The sequence below is a fragment of the Nocardia sp. NPDC051052 genome (assembly GCF_044456045.1).
In the GTDB taxonomy this organism is placed as follows: Bacteria; Actinomycetota; Actinomycetes; order Mycobacteriales; family Mycobacteriaceae; genus Nocardia.
In genome coordinates this window covers 933,845-953,390 of the sequence record NZ_JBITFL010000002.1, presented here as the reverse complement: position 1 = coordinate 953,390, position 19,546 = coordinate 933,845, and the positions used below count along the sequence as shown (strand labels likewise).

Below are 19,546 nucleotides of genomic sequence, written 5' to 3'. Positions count from 1 at the left end.
CGGCTGTTTCGTTGCCCTTGCGCTCCCGCCGGGGGTGTACGGGGAACCGGCGGGAGCGGGATGCCGTGGCATCCGGGCTTGCTGTCATCGAATGGGTAGTTCGACGACCGCGTCCCATCCTGGTTCCTCAACCGCACTCGAGGTCAAGTCGAGTGATTGTGGCCTGAACCACGCCCGCGAGCATTGCCGTTGGCGCGCACGACTTCTGGTTTCCTTCGCGTCGGATGTCCGGCTGCCTCTATCCTGGGTGGAACAGAGGGGAGGGCTGCATGGCGCGGTTGCTGATCTGGTTGCGCAACAACGTGGACGGTTTCGTCGCGCTGGTGCTCGCCGTGACCGTCGGCTTGCTGACGGTCATCGACGTGATTCCCGTGGACAACGTGAACGCGGCGGTGCTGCTCGTCCTCGCGTTGCTGGCGACCACGTTGCTGCGTGACCGGCATCTGTCCTCGAAGGCGATGCGGGACGCGACGTCGGTGCAGCTGCTGTACGGGCCCGAGATCGGCCACGCGCACACCCTGGCCAGACGCGGCACCGAGCAGTGGATCTTCAAGGGCGGCACCGGAACTTACATCCGGGCGGTGACGCTGCGCGAGTGCGTGGAGAACGCGCGGCGCGAACAGCGGCCGCTGCGCATGCAGTTGGAGATCCTCGACCCGACCAACGAAGTGCTGTGCAAGACCTACGCCCAGTTCCGTTCCTCGCTCTCGCCCGAGGCCGATCGCACCGGCGAGCTGTGGACCACCGAGCGCACCCGCAAGGAGGCGTTCGCGACGGTGCTGGCCGCCTGCTGGTACCGGCAGCGGTTCACGTTCCTGACGATCGACGTGGGGTTGTCGACGGTGATGACGACATTCCGCTGGGACCTGTCGTCCAGCTGCGTCATTGTCACCCAAGACAATCCGAACACGCCTGCGCTGATGTTCGAGCGGGACAAGCCGTATTACCGCGATTTCAACCGCGAACTGGTCGCCAGCTTCAAGCAGACGCATCAGGTCGCGCTGAGCCGCAGCGAGGAACTGCCGCTGTCCGACGAGCCGACCGTCGACCAGGTGCGCAGCCTGTTCCAGCTGCTCTCGCTGGAACTTCCGGCCGCGTTCACCGATCGCGACGTCGCCGACATCGTGCGTCGCGCGCTGCAACCGAGGAACCCGTATTAGTGAACGAATATGCCCGCCTGCGCACGCTGATCGGCTCCGATAGCACCGGGGCCGCGGTGCGGAGGTGGGCCCGTGACGTGCTCGCGGGTGTCGTCGACGGTAGTTCCGAGCTGCTCGCGGTGCGACATCCGTTAGGCTTCTTGTGTTTTCCCGCCTGGCGCGGTGACGGTCTCGGCATCTGCGTGCACGTCTGGACCGAGGGGGTGCGCGCCGACCCGACCACGTCCAAGATGCACGCGCACAGCTGGGACCTGCTCAGCACCGTGCTGTACGGCACCGTCGGCAACGAGATCATCGAAATCCTCAGCGCTCCCGCGTATCCCACCCATCGCCTGTTCGAGATCCAGAGCGCCGCGGCCGGAGATCTGGTGCGCGCGACGCCACAGCTGGTCACCTACCGCACCCGCTCCCGCGAGGATTTCCACACCGGCGAGGTGTATACGCTGCCACACGGTGCGTTCCACGTGTCCGACGTGCACGGCGAGGCGGCTACCGTCGTCCTCGGCGAGGACAACCGCGGCCGCCCCGATCTGTCGCTCGGCCTGCTCGCCACCACCGACCACTGGGTGCACCGCACGGTGTGCACCGCCATTGAAACCCGGCGCGCGGCGCACACCGTGCTCGCCCATCTGCGGGATCAACCCCTGCCGAAGCAACTGGAGAACCGATGCGAGCGGGCGACGTGATGAACCAGGTACTGCCGGACACGCTGCTCGACCGCGCGGCCGGTGTCGCCGCCGCGGCCGCCGTCGAAGCGGGGCACGCGATCCGCGCCGGGCTGCTCGACGCGCTGACCATCAGCACCAAGGACCCGACCGGCGACGTGGTCACCGACCTGGACTTCCTGGCCGAAGACATCATCCTGCGCCACATTCGCGCCGCCTTCCCCGGCCACCGCATCCTCGCCGAGGAGTCCGGCGTCATCGACAGTGTCGACGATGCCTGGTGCTGGGTCATCGACCCGCTCGACGGCACCAACAACATCGCCATCGGCCTGCCGGTCTGCACCGTTGGTATCGCGCTGTGCCACAACGGAACACCGGTCCTCGGCGTCGTGCACGAACCGATCGCCGACCGCACCTGGTCCGCTATCCGCGGCCGTGGCGCGCACGGCCCGAGCGGCCCGCTGTGGCACCCGGCGCACCGCCCCGCCGCCTCCGCCCCCGTCCTCGCGTGGCTGCAGGGCTACCCGGTCGCCCGCGCCGATCCCACCGCCCGCGCCCTGCGCCTCACCCTCGAATCGGCCTCCCGCCGCCTGATCCAACTCTGGTCACCCTTGCTGTGCTGGGTCATGCTGAGCAACGGCGACATCGACGGCTTCGTCGGCTACCGAGCGGGCCTCATCGATCTCCCCGCCGGCGCCCTGCTCGCCCGCGAAGCGGGCATGCACATCACCGACTTCCACGGCACCACCCTTGACGAGCGCCTCGAATTACCGACCGGCGAAATAGATTTCATCGCGGGCAGCGCCGAAATGATGTCCGACCTCACTCTCTTGGTGAAGTCCGCCGCGGCAGTGACCGTCACCGGCCTACCCGGCTGAGTCACTGCGACGGAGGTTTATACCCGTCGGTGAAATCCTCAGCGCTGCTGACCATCTCGCGCAGGTACTCCTGCAATGTCTGGGCGATGTTGTCCGGATCCAGGCCCAGCTTGCGTAGGTGCTGGGTGGGCACCGCGTCGGGGTCGGCGAGGATGGCGAGCATCAGGTGTTCGACGCCGACGTAGTCGTGGCCCTGGGCTTTGGCGATGTCGGGGGCCGCGTCGAGGATGCGGAGCAGGCGGGGGGTTCGGGTGAGGCCGTCGTCGGGGCGTTGGTCGGTCAGGTGCTGGTCGATGTGGATGCGGTCGGCCTCGTCGGCGGGGACGACGAGCACGTGTTCGTCGGGTTCGCGGCCGCCGTGAAATTCCAAGCCCGCCACGGTGATTCGGGCGCCGGTAATCGAGTCGTAGAGGATATCGCCCCCCTCGATAACGCCGGAAGCCAGGCGGCCCGCGACCATTATTACGCCGCGTCCGCTGATATCGAACACATTGGTCACCGTGAAGTCGACGTTGTCCATTGTTGATTCCCCCTCCGAAACTGCTTTTATCCGATGATAAGCAGTGCCGCGACGGCGCCGGTAGTGCCGATTACGGCGAGTCCGAGACCGGTGAGGACGAAGCGGAGCATGGGCACGCGAACGTGGTGGGTGCGGCAGAAATCCAGGCAGAGCAGGGTGGCGAGGGAGGCCCACGGGGTGACGATCGGGCCGATGTTGGTGCCGATGAGCAAGGCAAGTAGTTGATTGTGGTTCTCGGGCGGCACGACCGCCTCACCCGCGGTGTAGGCGGGGAGATTGTTGGCGATGTTCGAGAGGGTCGCGCCCGCGCCGGCCGCGCGGAAGGCACCCGCCGCACCGGAATCGGATCCGATCAACGTATGCATCAAGTCGGAGAGGCCGAGACGGCCGAGGGTGGGCACAACCAGAAATAGGCCGACGACGAAAACCAGTAACCGCCAAGGAATCAGCGAGAACCGCAGCGACGCACGGTCGAACACCGCGAAGGCGATGACCGCTATGGCGGCGGCGATGGTCGCGGCGACACCGATGCTGTTGCCGACGAACGGAATCGCGAGGATGAACAGCAGGCAGGCCCCCGCCGTCGTATACAGCAGCACCCGTTCTTTCGCGTTCTGCGGTCGGATCGGCTCGGGCGGCAGGTATCGGTCGGTGTCGCGGCGTCCGCGCCGCCAATACCAGAGCCACAGGCACAGCATCGTCGCCGTGACCGAAACGAGCTGGGGCGCCCACATTTTCGCGGCGAATCCGGTCGCCGTCAGCGCGACCCGATCGGCGGCAAGCAGATTGGTGAGGTTGGAGACCGGGAGCAGCAGGCTGGCGGTATTGGCGAGCCAGACGGTGGTCATGGCCAGTGGCAGCGGCGGGATGCGCGCGGGCACGGCGAGCGCGAGCATGACCGGGGTGATCAGCACGGCCGTGGTGTCGAGGTTCAACAGGGTCGTGGTGGCGGACGCGAATAGCACGCACAGCACGAACAGCGCCGGGTAGTAGCCGCGTCCGAGGATGGCGAGCCGGTGCGCGATCACGTCGAATACCTTGGCCTGACGGGTGAGCTCGGCCAGCACGATCACGCTGCCGAGGAACAGCAGCAGCGGGCCGATGCGGCGCATGTTGTCGGCGGCCTCGTCCCTGGGCAGCAGCCCGGTGAGCACGCACAACAGTCCGGCGAGCAGCAGCCCGATGCGGACCAAGTCCAGCACGCTCAGGCCCCAGCGCGGGCGCCGCACCGCCGCCGTGGCGTTCCGTTCGGAGGAGTCGACCTGTTCGGGCACGCCTGCCATGTTATTGGCCTAGGCCATACTGGGGGCGTGACACAGCAGGGCGGGCGGGCGCGGGACTTTTTCATCAGCTATTCCCCGGCGGATGAACGGTGGGCCACCTGGCTTGCCTGGCAACTGGAGAGTTCCGGTTATCGCACCCTGATCCAGGCCTGGGACTTCGTGCCCGGCACCAACTTCATCGACTTCATGGATCGCGGCGTGCGTGATTCGGCCGTGGTGCTCGCGGTGCTCTCCGACAACTACCTCGAATCGCGTTACGGGACAATGGAATGGCAGGCCGCGTTCCGCACCGACCCCGGCAAGCTGCTGCCGATCCGCGTCGCCGACTGCGCGCTGGAGGGTCTGCTCGCCACCCTGACCTACATCGACCTGGTGGACGTGCCGACCGACGAGCAGGCGCGGCGCATCCTGATGGAGCGGGTGCGCCACCTGCTCGCGGGCCGTGGAAAACCGCAGCAAGAACCACGGTTCCCGAACGAACTCGGCACCGCCGCGCTACCGGACCGCTACGCCGACGACGACGCGGGTCCCGTCGAATCGCCGCTGAACCGGCGCACTCCCGTTGCGGCCCCGGCCTTTCCCGGCGGCGCGCGCCGCGACGAGCACCGCTCCGGCGTCAGCGTGCTGCATGTGGCCGGTCCCCGCTTCGGCCGTGGCCTGTTCGCGCAGGACGAGCCCAGCACCGCGCGCGAACTACAATCCCGCATCTACGCGAACGTCACCCAGTTGGTCGATCAGGGCGTGCCGAAACCCGACATGATCGTGGTGACCGGTGATCTCACCGAATCCGGCCGCCCGCGTGAGGTCGACGAGGCGCTCATTTTCCTGACCGGGTTGCGCGTGCTGCTCGGACTCGAACCGGACCGGCTGATCGTGGTGCCGGGCAACCATGACGTCTCCAAGGTCGCGTGTCACGCCTACTTCCTGAATTGCGAAGCGCGCGACCGCAAGCCGCAGCCGCCGTACTTCCCGAAGCTCGAGCAGTACGCGCGGCTGTTCGCCGAGCTGTATCAGGGCCTGGACCATCTCGTGTTCGACGTCGGCCAGCCGTGGACGCTGTTCCCGATCCCCGAATTGCGGGTGGTGGTAGCGGGTTTGAACTCGACTATGGCCGCGACCCACCTGCCCGACGACGACTACGGCCGGATCGGCGAACCCCAGGCCGCCTGGTTCGCCGAGCGCCTGCGAGCGTTCGAGGAGAACGGCTGGCTGCGACTGGGCGTTGTCCGACACGACCCGCTGCCCGGCCCTGCGGCCTCGCCGCGCGATCCGGCCCTGCTGCGCGACGCGGACACGCTGTCCCGGCTGCTCGGCGGGCGGCTGAACCTGCTGCTGCACGGGCCGGGTCCCGGTGGGCCGCACCTGGATCGGCTGGACGGCAGGTTGCCCGTCATCCCCGCGGGGGCGGCGGGCCGCGACGAGATCATCCACCTGACCACCGACGGCCTCGCCCGATACTCGGCTACCGCGGCACATCCCGCGGATCCCACCGCGCGCCTGGCCTCGCCATGGACGAATGCCGTTGCGGCACTGGCCGCCAACACGATGCCGGAACTCACCGGGCCCGACGAACCGGCCACGGACGCCCCCGCCATCGTCGACCCGCACGGGCGCCTGCTGCAACGGGTGGCCGAGGTGTGCGAAACCCGCTACCCGGACGCCAGGATTCGCCGCGTCGAGACCGATCCGCCGCATCTGTTCATCACCCATCAGCGCGACGACGTCACCGCGCAGTGGCGCGTCGGCGTGCACGTCGGTGACATGACCAGGCAGGTGGTCGAGGAATTCCTCGGCAACGACCCGGAATACGGCTCCGAACTCGTCTATCGCGGTGCGCCGCCGCCACGTTCGCTGCGCGACGAGGCCGCCAGCCACGGCCTGCGGGTGCGCAGCTTCACCGAATTCCAGGGACTGCTCGATCTGGACGACTACCTCGCCCAGCAGGTCGAGCGGCTGCGTACCGACCGCAGATACCCGCCCGATCTCTATGTGCCGCAACGTTTCCGGACGCTCGAACACGGCGATCAACTGGTCAACGACGATCTCGTCGCCGAGCTACTGCGCCTGGTCGCGGCGGATCACGGCCGATTCGTCCTGGTGCTGGGCGATTTCGGGCGCGGCAAGACCTTCGCGCTGCACGAATTGGCCCGCCGCATCACCGAATCCATGCCCGTGCTGATCCCGATCCTGATCGACCTGCGCACGCTGGACAAGACGCATTCGGTGGATGCCCTGGTGGCCGCGCACCTGGCCAATCACGGCGAGGACCGGATCGACCTGAAAGCATTGCGCTACATGCTCCGTGAGGGCCGCGTGGTGCTGCTGTTCGACGGCTTCGACGAACTCGTCACCCGGATCAGCTACGAGTTCGCCGCCGACCATCTGGAAACCCTGCTGCAGGCCGCCGTCGGCAAGGCGAAGATCATTGTGGCAAGCCGCACGCAGCATTTCGAGTCGCGTGCGCAGGTGCTGACCGCGCTGGGGGAGCGGGTCGGGCTGCTCCAAGACCGGCAGATCCTCAATATCGAGGACTTCGCGCCCGCGCAGGTGCACGCCTTCCTCACCAATCGCTACGGCGGCGACGTGCGGCGCGCGGATGCCAGACTGCGGCTGATCACCGGCATCGAGGACCTGCTCGGACTGGCCCAGAACCCGCGCATGCTCAGCTTTATCGCCGATCTGGACGAGCGGCGGCTGCGGGCCGCGGCGGGCGCCCAGCAGGCCGTCGGCGCGGCCGGACTGTATCGGGAGATCCTCGAATCCTGGCTGTCCTATGAGACGGGTCGCACCGCGGCGACCGCGGGCTCGCTGCCCGGCCTCGGTCTGCACGAATTGTGGCTCGCGGTCACCGAATTCGCGTTGCGTATCTGGGAGACCGGCGAGCCGTATCTGCGTCTCGCCGAATTGACCGAGGTGGCACAGGGTCTCATGGAGATGACCGGTGCCAACCGGATGTCGGTGCAGCAGTCCGCGCATGCCATCGGTTCCGGCAGTCTGCTGGTGCGGACCGAGGACAATCTGTTCGGCTTCATCCACTCGTCGGTGACCGAATGGCTTGTCGCGAACCATATCGCGGAGCAGTTCGCCGCCGGTGCGGCCGCACCGGCGCAGCTCGCGCATGGCCAATTGTCGCAGTTGTCCATCGACTTCCTCTGCGATCTCGCCGATGTCCGGGTCGCGCGCGCCTGGGCCGACGGCGTGCTGGACGACCCGGCCGCCGATGAGGTGTCCCGTACCAACGCGATTCGGCTGACCACCCGCCTGCGGACCGCGTCGACCGCCGACCTGCGCGGCGCGATCCTGGTGGGCGAGGACCTTTCTTATCGCGACATGCAGCAGGTCGACCTGACCGGCGCGGACTTGACCGGTGCCCGCCTCGTCGGGGTGAACCTGGACCGGGCGATACTGCGCGGCGCGCGCCTGATCGGGGCTCGGCTGGACGAGGCGAGCCTGGTCGGCGCGGATCTGACCGACGCCGACTTCACCAGGGCACGGCTGGCCCGTGCGGACCTGACCGGGTCGCGTGGGACCGGCAGCCGCTGGAACCGCGCGGCACTGCTCGATGTCATCGGCACCCCGGCGGGCACCGACCTGCGCGGCGCGGCGTTGGTGCCGGGCGCGGTGGCCAAGACCGAATTCGCCCCTGCCGCAATCGGGGTCAGGCACGGGTTTCATGCCAGGCACGGCAGGTTGCCGCAGCCGCTGGCCTACAGCCCGGACGGCGGCACCCTGGCCATCGGCAGCGACGACGGCGGTGTGCTGATCTGCGACAGCGAGACCGGGCGGCCGCTGCGCACCCTGCAGGGACATCGCAACCGTTCGTTCGCGGTCGCCTACACCGATACCGTGCTGATCAGCGGTTCCAGCGACGGCACCGTCGGCATCTGGGACGTGGCGACCGGTGAGCTGCGCCGAATCCTGCACGGGCACAGCCAATGGCCGTGGCCGGTCATGCTGAATCGCACGGGTGACCTGCTGGCCACCGGCGACGCCGAGGGGATGCTGCGGCTGTGGTCGCTGCCTGGCGGCGATCTGCGGCACGAGTGCGCGCCCGCGGACGGCAGCCGGGAACTGATCTTCAGCTTGGCTTTTCACGACGGCGTGGTCGCCGCCGCGTATCGCGACGGCAAGGTTCGGTTGTGGGATGCCGGAACCGGTCGCGAGCGTGGCGAATTCGTCGGCGCGACGGGCGCGGTGTTCCGGATCGCCTTCAATCCGGCCGGTGACCTGCTCGCGGTCGGCGATGTCCGCGGCATGGTCGCGCTGTGGGATCCGGTGCGCTGCGAGCTGATTCGCCAGCTGCCCGGCCACACCGGACGGGTGTACACGCTGGCCTTCCATCCGCGGCTGCCGCTGTTGGCCAGCGGCGATACCGATGGCGGGCTGCGCATCTGGGATGTCGAGACCGGCCGGTCGAAGCATGCGCCGGCCGATCACAACGCCGCCATCTACTGGGTCACCTTCGATCCGACCGGCGATCTGCTCGCCTCCGGGGACAGCGCCGGCCTGCTCTGCCTGCGCGACAGCACGACAGCTGAACTGCGGCACCGCATCACCGCGCACACCGGATCGATCTGGCCGTTCGCCTTCCGGCCTGACGGTGGGCAGCTCGCCGTCACCGACGACCAATTCACCACGCGGCTTTGGGATCCGGTGACCGGGGTGTGCAGGCACGTACTCACCGGGCACGGTCGGCAGGTCAGGTCGGTGACCTTCAACACCGACGGCACGCTGTTGGCGACCGGTGGCAACGACGGCCTGGTAAGGCTCTGGGATCCGGTGACGGTCAAGCAGATTCGGCGCCTGGCGGGTAGCGCGGACCGGCTGGTGACCTTCGAGTCGGCGCTGTTCAGCCGCAAGCAGCCGCAGCAACTCGCGGTGGTCGGCAACGACGGCAAGCTCAGCCTGCTCAACCTCGATACGGGGCAGTTCCAGCGGCACATCAATGTCGAGGCCGCGCCCGTCTGGGCGATCGCCTTCGACCCCACCGATCACTACGTGGCCACCGCCAACGACGACGACACGGTGATCATCTGGTCGCGGACCACCGGCGCGCTGCACATGGTGTGCGCGGAGCACCACGGACGGGTGCGGTCGATCACGTTCAACGCCGAGGGCACGGTGATGGCCACCGGCTGTGACGATTCGGTGGTGCGGCTGTGGGACGTCGAATCCGGCAGGCTACTGCGTGAGCTGGACGGCCACCGCGACCGGGTCTACGGGGTGGTCTTTCACGGTGACCGACTGGCCAGCGTCTCGTGGGACATGACGGTGCGGATCTGGGACGTGGACTCCGGCGCGAGCCTGCACGAGCTGACCCGGCACACCGGGCGACTGTGGGCGGCGGCGGTCGACCCGCAGAGCGGCATCCTCGCCACCGGTGGCGAGGATCTGGTGGTTCGCCTGTGGGACATGGCAACTGGGCGTCATCTGCACACCATGGAGGGGCACAAGCGGCAGGTGTGGTCGCTGGCCTTCCACCCGTCCGGGCGGCTGCTGGCCAGCGGTGGCGACGACGGGAACACGATCCTGTGGACCGTGCCGGGCGGTGACTATCCGGATGTGGAGACCGCGCCGACCATTCGCGCGGAGCTGCTCGGCCTGTCGGAAGGGTGGGCGGCCCTCGCGCCCGACGGGCGATACAAGTTCGAAGGCAATATCGCGGGTCAGTTCTGGCAGGTGATCGGCATGTCGCGGTTCGAGTCCGGCGAGCTGGATCCGTATCTGCCGGAGGTGCGGCAGCTGCCGCTGGACGCGGCCTTCTGAGGTTTGCCTCGAGCTGTATCGACGTCGGCTATGACACAGAGATAGTGTCATCGGTGCAACGTTGCCCCCGTAGTGAGGAGACCTGGCATGGCCGAAACGAAGGGGACGGGAGCAGCCGAGTTGGCGACGCTCCGGGCTCACCGCTGCACCGCTGAGCAGGCGTTGGCGTTGTTCGACAGCTTGCCCGCGGTGCCGTTCGCCGAGATCACCACCGGGCGCTGGACGGGCGATGAGCTCGATACCGGGCACGCGTTGGCCGGTGTGCTGGTCGCGTCGGGGTGGTACGGCAAGCAGTTCGATGACGCGGACACCGTGCATCCGCTGTTGTTCGCCGTCGATGGTGTCGTCTTTCCGGTCGATCCGCGCCGGGTGCCGCTCGGCCTGGCCGGGCGGCTGCCGATGGCGGGGGTGCGCACGGGCAAGAAGGTGCTCGGCTACCTTCGGTTCGCGTTCCAAACCCAGCGGCCGACAGCGCGTTTGCGGAATGTGGAGTATCGCGGCGTGGTCAGTGCCGCGATGATCTATGACCACCTGCCGATCGTCGATCACTTCCGGCGGGTCGATGAGCGCACGCTGCTCGGGGTGATGGATATGCGGGGGATGACCGAGCCGTATTTCTTCATCCTGCAGCAGGATGTGGCTTCCTGATCAACGGCACTTGACGGCCGTCGATCGTGGTCCGCCTCGGATTGCGGGCCGCGACAACCCATTTCGGCCCGAATCGGCATCGCGCGGAATTCACCAAGCGTAGAATTCTTGGTGCAGGGGGGACCTTGCGGTGACCGAGGAGGGACAGTCGATGGAACAGACGACATGCCTGGTGGTCGGGGGCGGCCCGGCCGGGATGATCCTCGGATTGCTCCTGGCCCGCGCCGGGGTCGACGTCACCGTCCTGGAGAAACACAAAGACTTCCTGCGCGACTTCCGTGGCGACACCGTGCATCCCACCACCCTGGACCTGCTCGATGAGCTCGGGCTCGGAGCGGAATTCGCGAAACTGGCCGCGCGCAAACTGGATCAGGTCGCGTTGCCGACCCTCGGCGGACTGCAGACCCTGGCCTCTCTGAAGAATCTGCCGGGTAAGCACAAGTACATCGCCATGGTGCCGCAGTGGGATCTACTCGATCTACTCGCCCGCGCCGCCGACCAGGAACCGAGCTTCCACCTGCGGATGAATACCGAAGCGACCGAACTGGTTTGGTCGGAAGGCAAGGTCACCGGCATCGCCTACCGGACCACCGACGGCGCGGTCGGCGAGATCGTCGCCGACCTCACCGTTGCCTGCGATGGGCGGGCCTCAGTACTGCGTGCGGCGGCGGGACTGCCGTCGCGCAGTTGGCCGACGCCGATGGACGTGTGGTGGTTCCGCTTGCCGCGCACCGACATAGACCCCGCGGGCGCCATCCCCATCGTCACCGCGCACCGCGCCGCGGTAATGCTCGACCGCGGCGATTACTGGCAGTGCGCCACCCTCATCGCCAAGGGCACCGATGAGGCAACGCGGCGCGGGCCGGTCGAGGAAATCATGCGTACCATGTCCGATTCGGTGCCCTGGCTCAAAGACCGTGTCGACGCCCTCACCAGCTGGGACGAGGTGAAACTCCTCGACGTTCAACTCGATCGCCTGACCACGTGGTACACCGACGGCCTGCTCTGCATCGGCGACGCCGCGCACGCCATGTCCCCGGTGGCCGGCGTCGGTATCAACCTCGCCGTCCAGGACGCCGTCGCCGCGGCGAGAATCCTGGCCGCGCCGCTGATCGCGGGCACCGTCAGCACCCGCGACCTGGCTCGTGTCCAGCGCCGCCGATCCTTGCCGACCGCGGTAACCCAAGGCATCCAACGCTTCCTGCATGCCCGCGCGATCCAACCGGCCCTCGCGGGCAGCGTCGACATCGCCGGTTCTCCCCGAGCGCCACGGCCGATCCGCATCCTCCGCCGCATCCCCGTAATCCGCAGCATCCCACCCTTCCTGGTCGCCCGGGGCATCCGCCCTGAGCACGCCCCCACCTTCGCCCGCCGCCCCGCCTAACCCGCCGCGTGCCAGCTATTCTCCCGCGCACGAATCAGTTGGCAATTCCGTGCGCGGCGCGAGAGTCGGTGCGCGGCACCGTGCTGGGCCGACTGACCGCTACCGTGCGCAAGTTCTGCTTGCCTGCGGTGAAACCCAACTCGTGCGGGCCGCCGCGCACGTCTTGTCTTGCGGCGCACGAATCAGTTGGCAATTTCGTGCGCTTGATGAGAACCTCTGCGCGGCAATGTGTCTGGCGCGGCTACGAGTGGGTGGGTTGGAGGATGTACTTACCCAGTGGGGCGCGATTTTCGATGAGTTGATGGGCGTGGGCGGCTTGGTCCAGCGGGAGGACCGCTTCGATCAATGGGTTCAGGGTGCCGGTGGCGGCGCGGTGCAGGGTTGCGGCGCGGGCGTCGGCTACTCGGGACAGCCAGTCGGGGCCCGCGCAGCCGGTGAGGGTCAGGCCGCGGGTGATCAGGTCGGTGGCGGTGAGTTGGGCGGGGGCGCCGGAAAGCCAGCCGTAGCTGAGCATTCGGCCGCGCAGGGGCGTCATGGCGTCGAGGAGGTCCAGGGCGGTGCTGCCGCCGATCGAATCGAAGACTACGTCCAGTGTTACGCCGCTGAGGATTTCGCGTAGGCGGGCGGGCCATTCGGGGTCGTTGTGATCGATTACTTCGTCGGCGCCGAGCTTGCGTGCCTGTTCGGCTTTCGCGGGGCCGCCCGCTGTGGCGATGACGCGGGCCGCGCCGTACTCCTTGGCGAGTTGGGTGAGGTAGCTGCCGATACCTGTTGCGGCGGCCTCGATCAGCACTGTTTCGGTGCCGGTGAGTGCGGCCGTTTCCAGCAGGGGGAGGGCCACCGAACCGCTCATCAGGACCGCGGCCGCGTCGACCGAGGACAGGCCGTCCGGGATCAGGGTTACGGAAGCGGCTGGTGCGCTGACGAATTCGGCGTAGGAGCCGAAACCCATGGTGGCCACGGCCACTCGGCGGCCGATCAGCGCGGGATCCGCGTCCGCGCCCACCTCGGTCACCACGCCGGCGGCCTGGAAACCGAAAACCAGCGGCGGCTCGACGCCGAGCGGAAACGCGCCGGAGCGCAGCATGGTCTCCGGGAACAGGACCGGGATCGCCTCGGCGCGGATGACGACGTCGCCGGGTCCGGCCTGCGGCGCCGGGACCTCCTGGAGGACCAGTACCTCGGGCCCGCCGGTGCTCGTCATTACGATTGCCTTCATCATGAACTCCATAAGTTGACTGTCGGTCCAGTTGTCCCGCAACAATATGGACCGGCGGTCAAGTTGTCAACGAAAGCGAGTGCGATGACCGACGGGCGTCCGAAGGAACGGGCCGATGCCGCGCGTAACCGGCGCGCGATTCTCGACGCGACCACCGCGCTGCTCGCCGAACACGGGGCCGAGGCGATCACCATGGACCGGGTCGCCGTCGCGGCCGGCGTGGGGAAGGGCACCATCTTTCATCGCTTCGGTAATCGCGCCGGGCTGCTGCACGAGATGGTCGAGGAGAGCGCGCTCACGCTGATGGACGCGATCACCAGCGGGCCGCCGCCGCTGGGGCCCGGCGCGTCGGCCGATGCGCGGCTGCTCGCCTATTTCGACGCGATGACGCGCTTGGTGATCGATAACTCCGAGCTCATGGTCGCCTACCGCACGGTGCCACCGCATCCGCGCACGGGGGAGTTCCACGCGTTCTGGGACAACCACATCACCGCACTGCTGCGCGAGGCGCGGCCCGATCTCGACGCCGAAGCGGTCGGCAGGCTGCTGCTCGGCGCGATCGGCGGCGAATTGGTGCACGTCATGGTTCGTTCCGGCGAGACCGAGCGGCTGCTCGCCGCTGTTCGCGAACTGATCGAGTCGGTGGTGCGCACACCATGAAACAGCCTGTGCCATCACCACATTGCGGCAAGCATGGGGATGGGCAGGTTGATGATGCCGTGAACAAGGAAGAGCAGCCAGGGATTTCGGTACCGAGACCACAAGTAGCCGAGGAATACCCCATAGCCGCCTAGATGGACGAGGGCGGTGGCGAGGTCGATGCCGAAACCGTTGCCGCCGTGGATCGCTACGTGCCAGGCCGCATACAGCAGCGAGCTCAGCACAATCGCGGGCCAGCGGCCGTAGCTTGCCTCCAGCCGGGTCTGTAGCCAGACTCGGTAGAAGGTTTCCTCCAGCACGGCATTCAGCAGGAACACCGACAGTACGACGACCGGATCCGGTCGGGCGCCGGTGTAGTCATGGCCGAACAGCGTGAACAGGGCCAGAAAGGCAAGCACCGCGGGCGCCGGGCGAAGCCAGCGGCCTCGGGTGCCGATTCGATACCCTTCGCGCCAGGACGTCAGCCGGAAGAGCAGCGGAATGACAAGCAGCACAGTCAGTTTCAGGCCTAGGAACCACGCGTTGCCGCCGGGGGAGAGGTAGTAGCCGACCGCGAAGGCCAGGCCGAGTGCGAAAAGCCACCAGGCCTGACGCGTGGTGCGCGGATCCTTCGGCAACAAGCTGTCGTCGCGGTGTTTCGGCGGCACCAGCCGGGCGACGGCGAGTCCACCGAACACCGTCAGGCAGATCACCCACAGCGGCAGCGTGTCGTCGGAGTCGGCGGAGTAGCGCAGCGCGGTGTGCCCCGTCCAGAGCAGCGTCACCCCCGCTGCGGCGAACACCAGGAGCCCCGCTGCCAGCAGGAAGTCGCCGGACCTTGATCGCATGCGCATCACGATGTCATCAGCGGCGGCGCGTTCGGCCCCGGCGGGCCGGATATCGGCCGAATGTCCTCCGAAAGGACGACGGATCAATCGCTGGCGAGGATGGCCTCGAATCGTTGGTCCGCGCTGTCGAGTTGGTCGAGGATGTGCTGTTTGACGTCGTCGGCCAAGGAGGTGTCAGGGCGGGTGACGAGGTCGCGGTAGATCGCGGTGAGCGGGCGGTATTTAAGGGCGAGGCGGTGCATGGCCGGGCCGGTCGCGTACAGGATGCCGACGCCGTTGTCGGTGAAGTCGGACAGCTTGATGATCCTGGCCCACGGGTCCCGGTCGAGGTTGGCGGCGACGTGCTCGCGGTATTGCAGGTGCCGGTCGATCGACGGGTCGGGTTCGGGATTGGTGACGGCCGCGACGAGCCCCGCCACGCGCTCGCCGAACCGGTCGGCGAGTTCGGCGAGGGCGGCCTCGGTGGGCGGACCCGGTCGGTCGCCCGCCAGTTCCGCCGGATGATCCTCGACGGAGTCGTGCAGCAGGCCGGCGACGACCAGCTCGCCGTCCGCGACCTTGTAGTGGCTGATGATCCGAATCGCCACTCGCAGTAGATGATTGAGATACGGTTCGCGGCCGTAGCGGTCGTCGCGATGCAATTCCGTGGCCAGCTCGAGTGCCTCGGTGACCCGATCCGCGTCCGGCAGCTCCGCGATTTCCAGCAGTAATCGTTCGCGCAGACCGGCCTCGCCATAGACCTCGCTGATCGTATGCAGCGGCATCACGGCCAGGACTCCCGCCCCAGGATTGCTCATCCTGTCAATCTAACGGCGTCGCGCGCCCCACGTCGCGCGGAAATTCCGCCACCGCCTGCCACTCGCCCGCTACCGAAGAATCCGCACTCTAACTCGGGATCCGCACCGACTCTAGGGCAGTAGTCCGAGTCCCTATTCCGAGTACGGATCCAGAGTAAGAGTGCGGATTTCCTCGGTCCAACGTCCCAGCGCCGCACCCCTCGGAGATGTCGCGGCGCTGGGGGTTGGACGTGCGGTCATTCGGTCTTGGGGGTCAAGGTGTTCTGCCTGGCCGCTGTCCACCAGCGGTCGTTTTCCTTGACCAGGACATAGAGAGCGATCATCGCGTGATCGATGTCGACGAGTTCGCCGTCGGCGGTGGTGGCTCGGGCGACCTTGTGGGCGAACGCGACGTCCGGGCGGAGGAAGGTGATGTCGGTGACCTCGTAGCGGACGTACTCGTCCTTCAGGAAGCCGGACAGTCCGCGCCGGTTCGCTTCGAGGAGCGCGTCGCGACCGGTCATCAGTGCGCCTACCGCGTTGACGACGGCGGCGTTCGCGGTGAAATCGGCGGTCATCAATTCAGGGTCGTTGGTGTTGTACGCGGCTTCGACGTTGCCGATGATCCGCTTGATGGCCGCGATATCGGCGGTGTGGTCGACGGTCGTATCGCCGACCACCGGCGGCTGAGAAGTCTTGGTGCTCATGGTGTCAAGCATTGAACCTGAACATCGCTTTAGGTCAAGCGTGGCTCGCACCGCCCGGCGCTCAGCGAACCCCGCGCGGGCGGAACTGGATGCTGATCCGCGGTCCGGTCGGCTTTCGGGTCTTGGGCACCGCGTGCTCCCAGGTGCGCTGGCATGAGCCGCCCATCACCAGTAGATCGCCGTGGCCCACCTGGAATCGAAGGCTCTCGCCGCCGCCGCGCGGACGCAGCAGCAACGCGCGCGGTGCGCCGATGGACACGATCGCGACCATGGTGTCCTTGGTCGCGCCGCGGCCGAAATTGTCGCCGTGCCAGGCGACGCTGTCTTGTCCGTCGCGGTAGTAGCAGAGCCCTGCGGTGCGGAACGACTCACCGAGTTCGCGGCGGTAGTGCTCGCTCAAGGCCGCCCGCGCGTCGGCCAGTACCGGATCGGGCAGTGGCTCGTGCTCTTCGTAGAACTTCAGCAGTCGGGGCACGTCCACCACGCGGTCGTACATCGGACGTCGCTCGGCTTTCCACGGCACATCGCCGACCAGCCGATCGAACAGCGCGTCGGCGCCCGACAGCCAGCCGGGCAGCACATCCACCCAGGCCCCGTGATCGAGGACCGTGCGGTGCGCGGCGCGAAGCGACCCGAATTCGGTATCACCGAACCCGTCGAGCAGTGATCCCTGCAGCGGTGTCGACATGCGAGCGAATCTACTCGTAATCGAACGTATGTGCTAGCGACAATCGGACGTGACGGTCAATTCCTGGCGAGGATGTCGCGCGCGATGTCGACCGAGGCCGCGTAACACTCGTCGTCGCTCAGCGGCAGATCGCCCATCATGGCCGTGCTCCAGCTGATAGCCAGCAGCGCCTGCCTGGCATGAAAGACCGCGCGTGGCGCGTGGTCGGGTTCGGTCATCACGTCGGCCAGCACGCGGAACTGATAACGCAGGCTGACGCCGAAGCCGAGTTCCCGGAAGGCGGGCTGGTTTTCGGCCATGAAGCGCACCATGTCGCGGCCGATGCCGTGCAGCAATGCGCCATAGCGGTCCAGAATCTCTTGCGCGCGTTCGGATCCCGTCGGTGCGGTCTCGGCCCACGCGACGATGTCGTCGATGCCGCGCCGCAGGTCGTCGGACAGGCTCGCGACGATGTCCTCTTTGGTGCGGAAGTGGTAGTAGAGCGCGGCTTTGGTCACGTCGAGGCGCTCGGCGATCTCCCGCAGCGACGTCTTCTCGTAGCCGCGCTCGGAGAACAACTCCATCGCCACCGCGCGGATTCGTTCGCGCATGTCGCTGCGACGGCGATCCATGATTCTCCTTTTGCTTGACGACCGGCTAGTTGGAGCCTAGCGTGACGGCTGCGGCGAGATACCTAGCCGGGCGACAAGTTAATTGTGGAGGGATCATGACGGAGCCGGAAGCACCGACGGCAGGTGTGGCGATGACGGCCATCGGGGTGGCGGTGATTCGGGCGCGGGAATCGATCAGGCCGGACCGGCTGTACGACGACCCGTTGGCGCGGCATTTCGCCGACGCCGCGCGGCGCAGCTTCGGGGCGACGCCGGAAGGGGAGCGGCGATGGGCGCGGCTGGAAGCGCTGGCCGACACGTTCTTCGAGGGGCGCAGCGTCGGCGTCCGGCTGGTCGACGATCGGATGGTGGAGGCGGTGGCGTCCGGTTGCCGTCAGATCGTCATCCTCGGCGCGGGGTTGGATACCCGGGCCTTCCGGTTGACGCTGCCCGCGGACGTTCGGTTCTTCGAGATCGATCTGCCGGAACTGTTCGCGTTCAAGGAGCCGGTGCTGGCCGCCGCGGGCGTGGCGCCGAAGCACGACCGCCGCGTCATCGCCGGCGATCTCCGCGGGAACTGGACGGAGCCGCTGCGCGCCAACGGCTTTCGCGCCGACCTACCGACATACTGGGTCGATGAAGGATCGCTCGGCTATCTGAACCGCGACGACGCACTGCGGGTCGCCGAAACCCTCACCGAACTCTCCGCTCCCGGAAGCCAATTCGGCGCGGGCCGGTTCCACGTCGACAGAAATCTGCCGCACTACACCGAACTCGGGCGGCTGGTCGGTGGCGAGCACCGCGGCGAAGGCCGTGACCTCAGCGGACTCGGACCGGACGCCGAGAGCTGGCTCACCGCGCGCGGCTGGCGCACCAGCTTCCGGAGTTGGGACGACCTCGTCGCTCCGCTTGGTAGGCCCGCCGCCATCGGCGACCCCGGGGTCGGCCTCGTCCTCGCGGTTCGCGAGTAGCCGGAACGCCCGCTCGTGTGGCCGGGCCCACTCCCGTCCCGTGGCTCGGCTCACACCGCACCGCACCTGGTGAAAGCCAGGCTCCGACCGCTGTTACGCTGCTTGCCGTAAGACATCCTTTAACGGACCGTCCGGTGAGGCGGGGAAGGAGGTCGGCATGGCCGTGCCCGAACGGGCCGCCAAGTCCGGCGCTGCCGAAACATCGCAGCGACACACCCCCGAGGGGGTGGAGGCGGGGCGGGAGCTGTTGTCGGCTTCCGATGTCAGTCGGACCATCGCGCGCATCGCGCACCAAATCATCGAAAAGACCGCGCTGGACGCGGGCGAGCAAGGCGCTCCGCGCGTCGTGCTCATCGGCATTCCCACCCGGGGCACCTCCCTAGCGGCGCGGCTCACGGACAAGATCGAGGAATTCTCCGGCGTCCGCCCGTCCCTCGGCTCGCTCGACATCACCCTCTACCGCGACGATCTGCGCACCCGGCCGCACCGGCCGCTCGAGCGCACCTCGGTCCCCGAGGGCGGCATCGAAGACGCGCTGGTCGTGCTGATCGACGATGTCCTCTTCTCCGGTCGCACCGTCCGCTCCGCACTCGACGGGCTGCGCGACCTCGGCCGTCCCCGCGCCGTGCAACTCGCGGTGCTGATAGACCGCGGTCACCGCGAACTCCCGATCCGGGCCGACTACGTGGGCAAGAACGTGCCGACCTCGCGCTCCGAAGACATCTCGGTCCTGCTCACCGAACACGACGGCCGCGACGGCGTTTACCTGCGTCAGGAGGCTGAAGCGTGAGCGAGCGAACCAAC

At 67.7% G+C, this 19,546-nt stretch carries 17 protein-coding genes; 9 read left to right on the top strand and 8 right to left on the bottom strand.

All coding sequences use genetic code 11. The features are described from left to right. The first annotated feature begins 269 nt into the window (after positions 1-269). The 3 genes from ACIBCN_RS09510 to ACIBCN_RS09500 are packed head-to-tail and all read left to right on the top strand — an operon-like array spanning position 270 to position 2,703. Positions 270-1,160: a hypothetical protein gene (locus ACIBCN_RS09510; RefSeq protein ID WP_396991033.1), complete on the top strand. Its 891-nt coding sequence runs from the start codon at positions 270-272 to the stop codon at positions 1,158-1,160. Further along, positions 1,160-1,846 (top strand): hypothetical protein, encoded by a 687-nt coding sequence (locus ACIBCN_RS09505; protein WP_396991032.1) that lies wholly within the window; start codon positions 1,160-1,162, stop codon positions 1,844-1,846. Before ACIBCN_RS09510 ends, ACIBCN_RS09505 begins: the two co-directional genes overlap by 1 nt. After that, positions 1,828-2,703: an inositol monophosphatase family protein gene (locus ACIBCN_RS09500; RefSeq protein WP_396991031.1), complete on the top strand. Its 876-nt coding sequence runs from the start codon at positions 1,828-1,830 to the stop codon at positions 2,701-2,703. Before ACIBCN_RS09505 ends, ACIBCN_RS09500 begins: the two co-directional genes overlap by 19 nt. A 1-nt stretch (position 2,704) precedes the next feature. Here the strand turns inward: ACIBCN_RS09500 and ACIBCN_RS09495 are convergent, their stop codons facing one another. Both ACIBCN_RS09495 and ACIBCN_RS09490 read right to left on the bottom strand, forming a co-directional pair. After that, positions 2,705-3,223: a Clp protease N-terminal domain-containing protein gene (locus ACIBCN_RS09495; RefSeq protein ID WP_396991030.1), complete on the bottom strand. Its 519-nt coding sequence runs from the start codon at positions 3,221-3,223 to the stop codon at positions 2,705-2,707. A gap of 26 nt (positions 3,224-3,249) precedes the next feature. After that, positions 3,250-4,506 carry an SLC13 family permease gene (locus ACIBCN_RS09490; protein ID WP_396991029.1) on the bottom strand — a complete coding sequence of 419 codons (1,257 nt, stop codon included), beginning with the start codon at positions 4,504-4,506 and terminating at the stop codon, positions 3,250-3,252. Positions 4,507-4,533: 27 nt separating this feature from the next. Here ACIBCN_RS09490 and ACIBCN_RS09485 point away from each other — a divergent pair, with 27 nt between their 5' ends. From ACIBCN_RS09485 to ACIBCN_RS09475, 3 genes are all read left to right on the top strand, one after another. Further along, positions 4,534-10,272: a TIR domain-containing protein gene (locus tag ACIBCN_RS09485; protein ID WP_396991027.1), complete on the top strand. Its 5,739-nt coding sequence runs from the start codon at positions 4,534-4,536 to the stop codon at positions 10,270-10,272. An 87-nt stretch (positions 10,273-10,359) separates the two neighbouring features. Continuing rightward, positions 10,360-10,920 carry a DUF4334 domain-containing protein gene (locus tag ACIBCN_RS09480; RefSeq protein WP_396991026.1) on the top strand — a complete coding sequence of 187 codons (561 nt, stop codon included), beginning with the start codon at positions 10,360-10,362 and terminating at the stop codon, positions 10,918-10,920. 151 nt (positions 10,921-11,071) lie between these two features. Beyond that, entirely contained in the window at positions 11,072-12,304 is a 1,233-nt protein-coding gene (locus ACIBCN_RS09475) for an FAD-dependent oxidoreductase (RefSeq protein WP_396991025.1), read from the top strand. A 241-nt stretch (positions 12,305-12,545) separates the two neighbouring features. Here the strand turns inward: ACIBCN_RS09475 and ACIBCN_RS09470 are convergent, their stop codons facing one another. After that, positions 12,546-13,526, bottom strand: a complete 981-nt coding sequence (locus ACIBCN_RS09470) for a zinc-binding alcohol dehydrogenase family protein (RefSeq protein ID WP_396991024.1) — start codon at positions 13,524-13,526, stop codon at positions 12,546-12,548. Between the two features lie 81 nt (positions 13,527-13,607). Between ACIBCN_RS09470 and ACIBCN_RS09465 the strand changes: the two genes are divergently transcribed. Beyond that, complete coding sequence (locus tag ACIBCN_RS09465; RefSeq protein ID WP_396991023.1) at positions 13,608-14,183, top strand: TetR/AcrR family transcriptional regulator; 576 nt, start codon at positions 13,608-13,610, stop codon at positions 14,181-14,183. Between the two features lie 14 nt (positions 14,184-14,197). On the opposite strand, the gene ACIBCN_RS09460 is transcribed toward ACIBCN_RS09465, so the two are convergent. The 5 genes from ACIBCN_RS09460 to ACIBCN_RS09440 form a co-directional block, all read right to left on the bottom strand. Next, positions 14,198-15,010 carry a lysostaphin resistance A-like protein gene (locus tag ACIBCN_RS09460; RefSeq protein WP_396991022.1) on the bottom strand — a complete coding sequence of 271 codons (813 nt, stop codon included), beginning with the start codon at positions 15,008-15,010 and terminating at the stop codon, positions 14,198-14,200. An 83-nt stretch (positions 15,011-15,093) separates the two neighbouring features. Beyond that, complete coding sequence (locus ACIBCN_RS09455) at positions 15,094-15,807, bottom strand: HD domain-containing protein (protein ID WP_396991021.1); 714 nt, start codon at positions 15,805-15,807, stop codon at positions 15,094-15,096. A gap of 236 nt (positions 15,808-16,043) precedes the next feature. Beyond that, positions 16,044-16,493: an SgcJ/EcaC family oxidoreductase gene (locus ACIBCN_RS09450; RefSeq protein WP_396991020.1), complete on the bottom strand. Its 450-nt coding sequence runs from the start codon at positions 16,491-16,493 to the stop codon at positions 16,044-16,046. A gap of 61 nt (positions 16,494-16,554) precedes the next feature. Further along, on the bottom strand, positions 16,555-17,181 hold the full coding sequence (locus ACIBCN_RS09445) for an alpha-ketoglutarate-dependent dioxygenase AlkB (RefSeq protein WP_396991018.1): 627 nt from the start codon (positions 17,179-17,181) through the stop codon (positions 16,555-16,557). Positions 17,182-17,237: 56 nt separating this feature from the next. Continuing rightward, positions 17,238-17,792 carry a TetR/AcrR family transcriptional regulator gene (locus ACIBCN_RS09440; RefSeq protein ID WP_396991017.1) on the bottom strand — a complete coding sequence of 185 codons (555 nt, stop codon included), beginning with the start codon at positions 17,790-17,792 and terminating at the stop codon, positions 17,238-17,240. A gap of 95 nt (positions 17,793-17,887) precedes the next feature. Here ACIBCN_RS09440 and ACIBCN_RS09435 point away from each other — a divergent pair, with 95 nt between their 5' ends. Together ACIBCN_RS09435 and pyrR are read left to right on the top strand one after the other, a co-directional pair. Continuing rightward, positions 17,888-18,742, top strand: coding sequence for an SAM-dependent methyltransferase (locus ACIBCN_RS09435; protein ID WP_396991015.1), 855 nt, complete (start codon positions 17,888-17,890; stop codon positions 18,740-18,742). A gap of 157 nt (positions 18,743-18,899) precedes the next feature. Next, positions 18,900-19,532, top strand: coding sequence for a bifunctional pyr operon transcriptional regulator/uracil phosphoribosyltransferase PyrR (gene pyrR / locus ACIBCN_RS09430; protein ID WP_396991014.1), 633 nt, complete (start codon positions 18,900-18,902; stop codon positions 19,530-19,532). Positions 19,533-19,546: the final 14 nt, after the last annotated feature.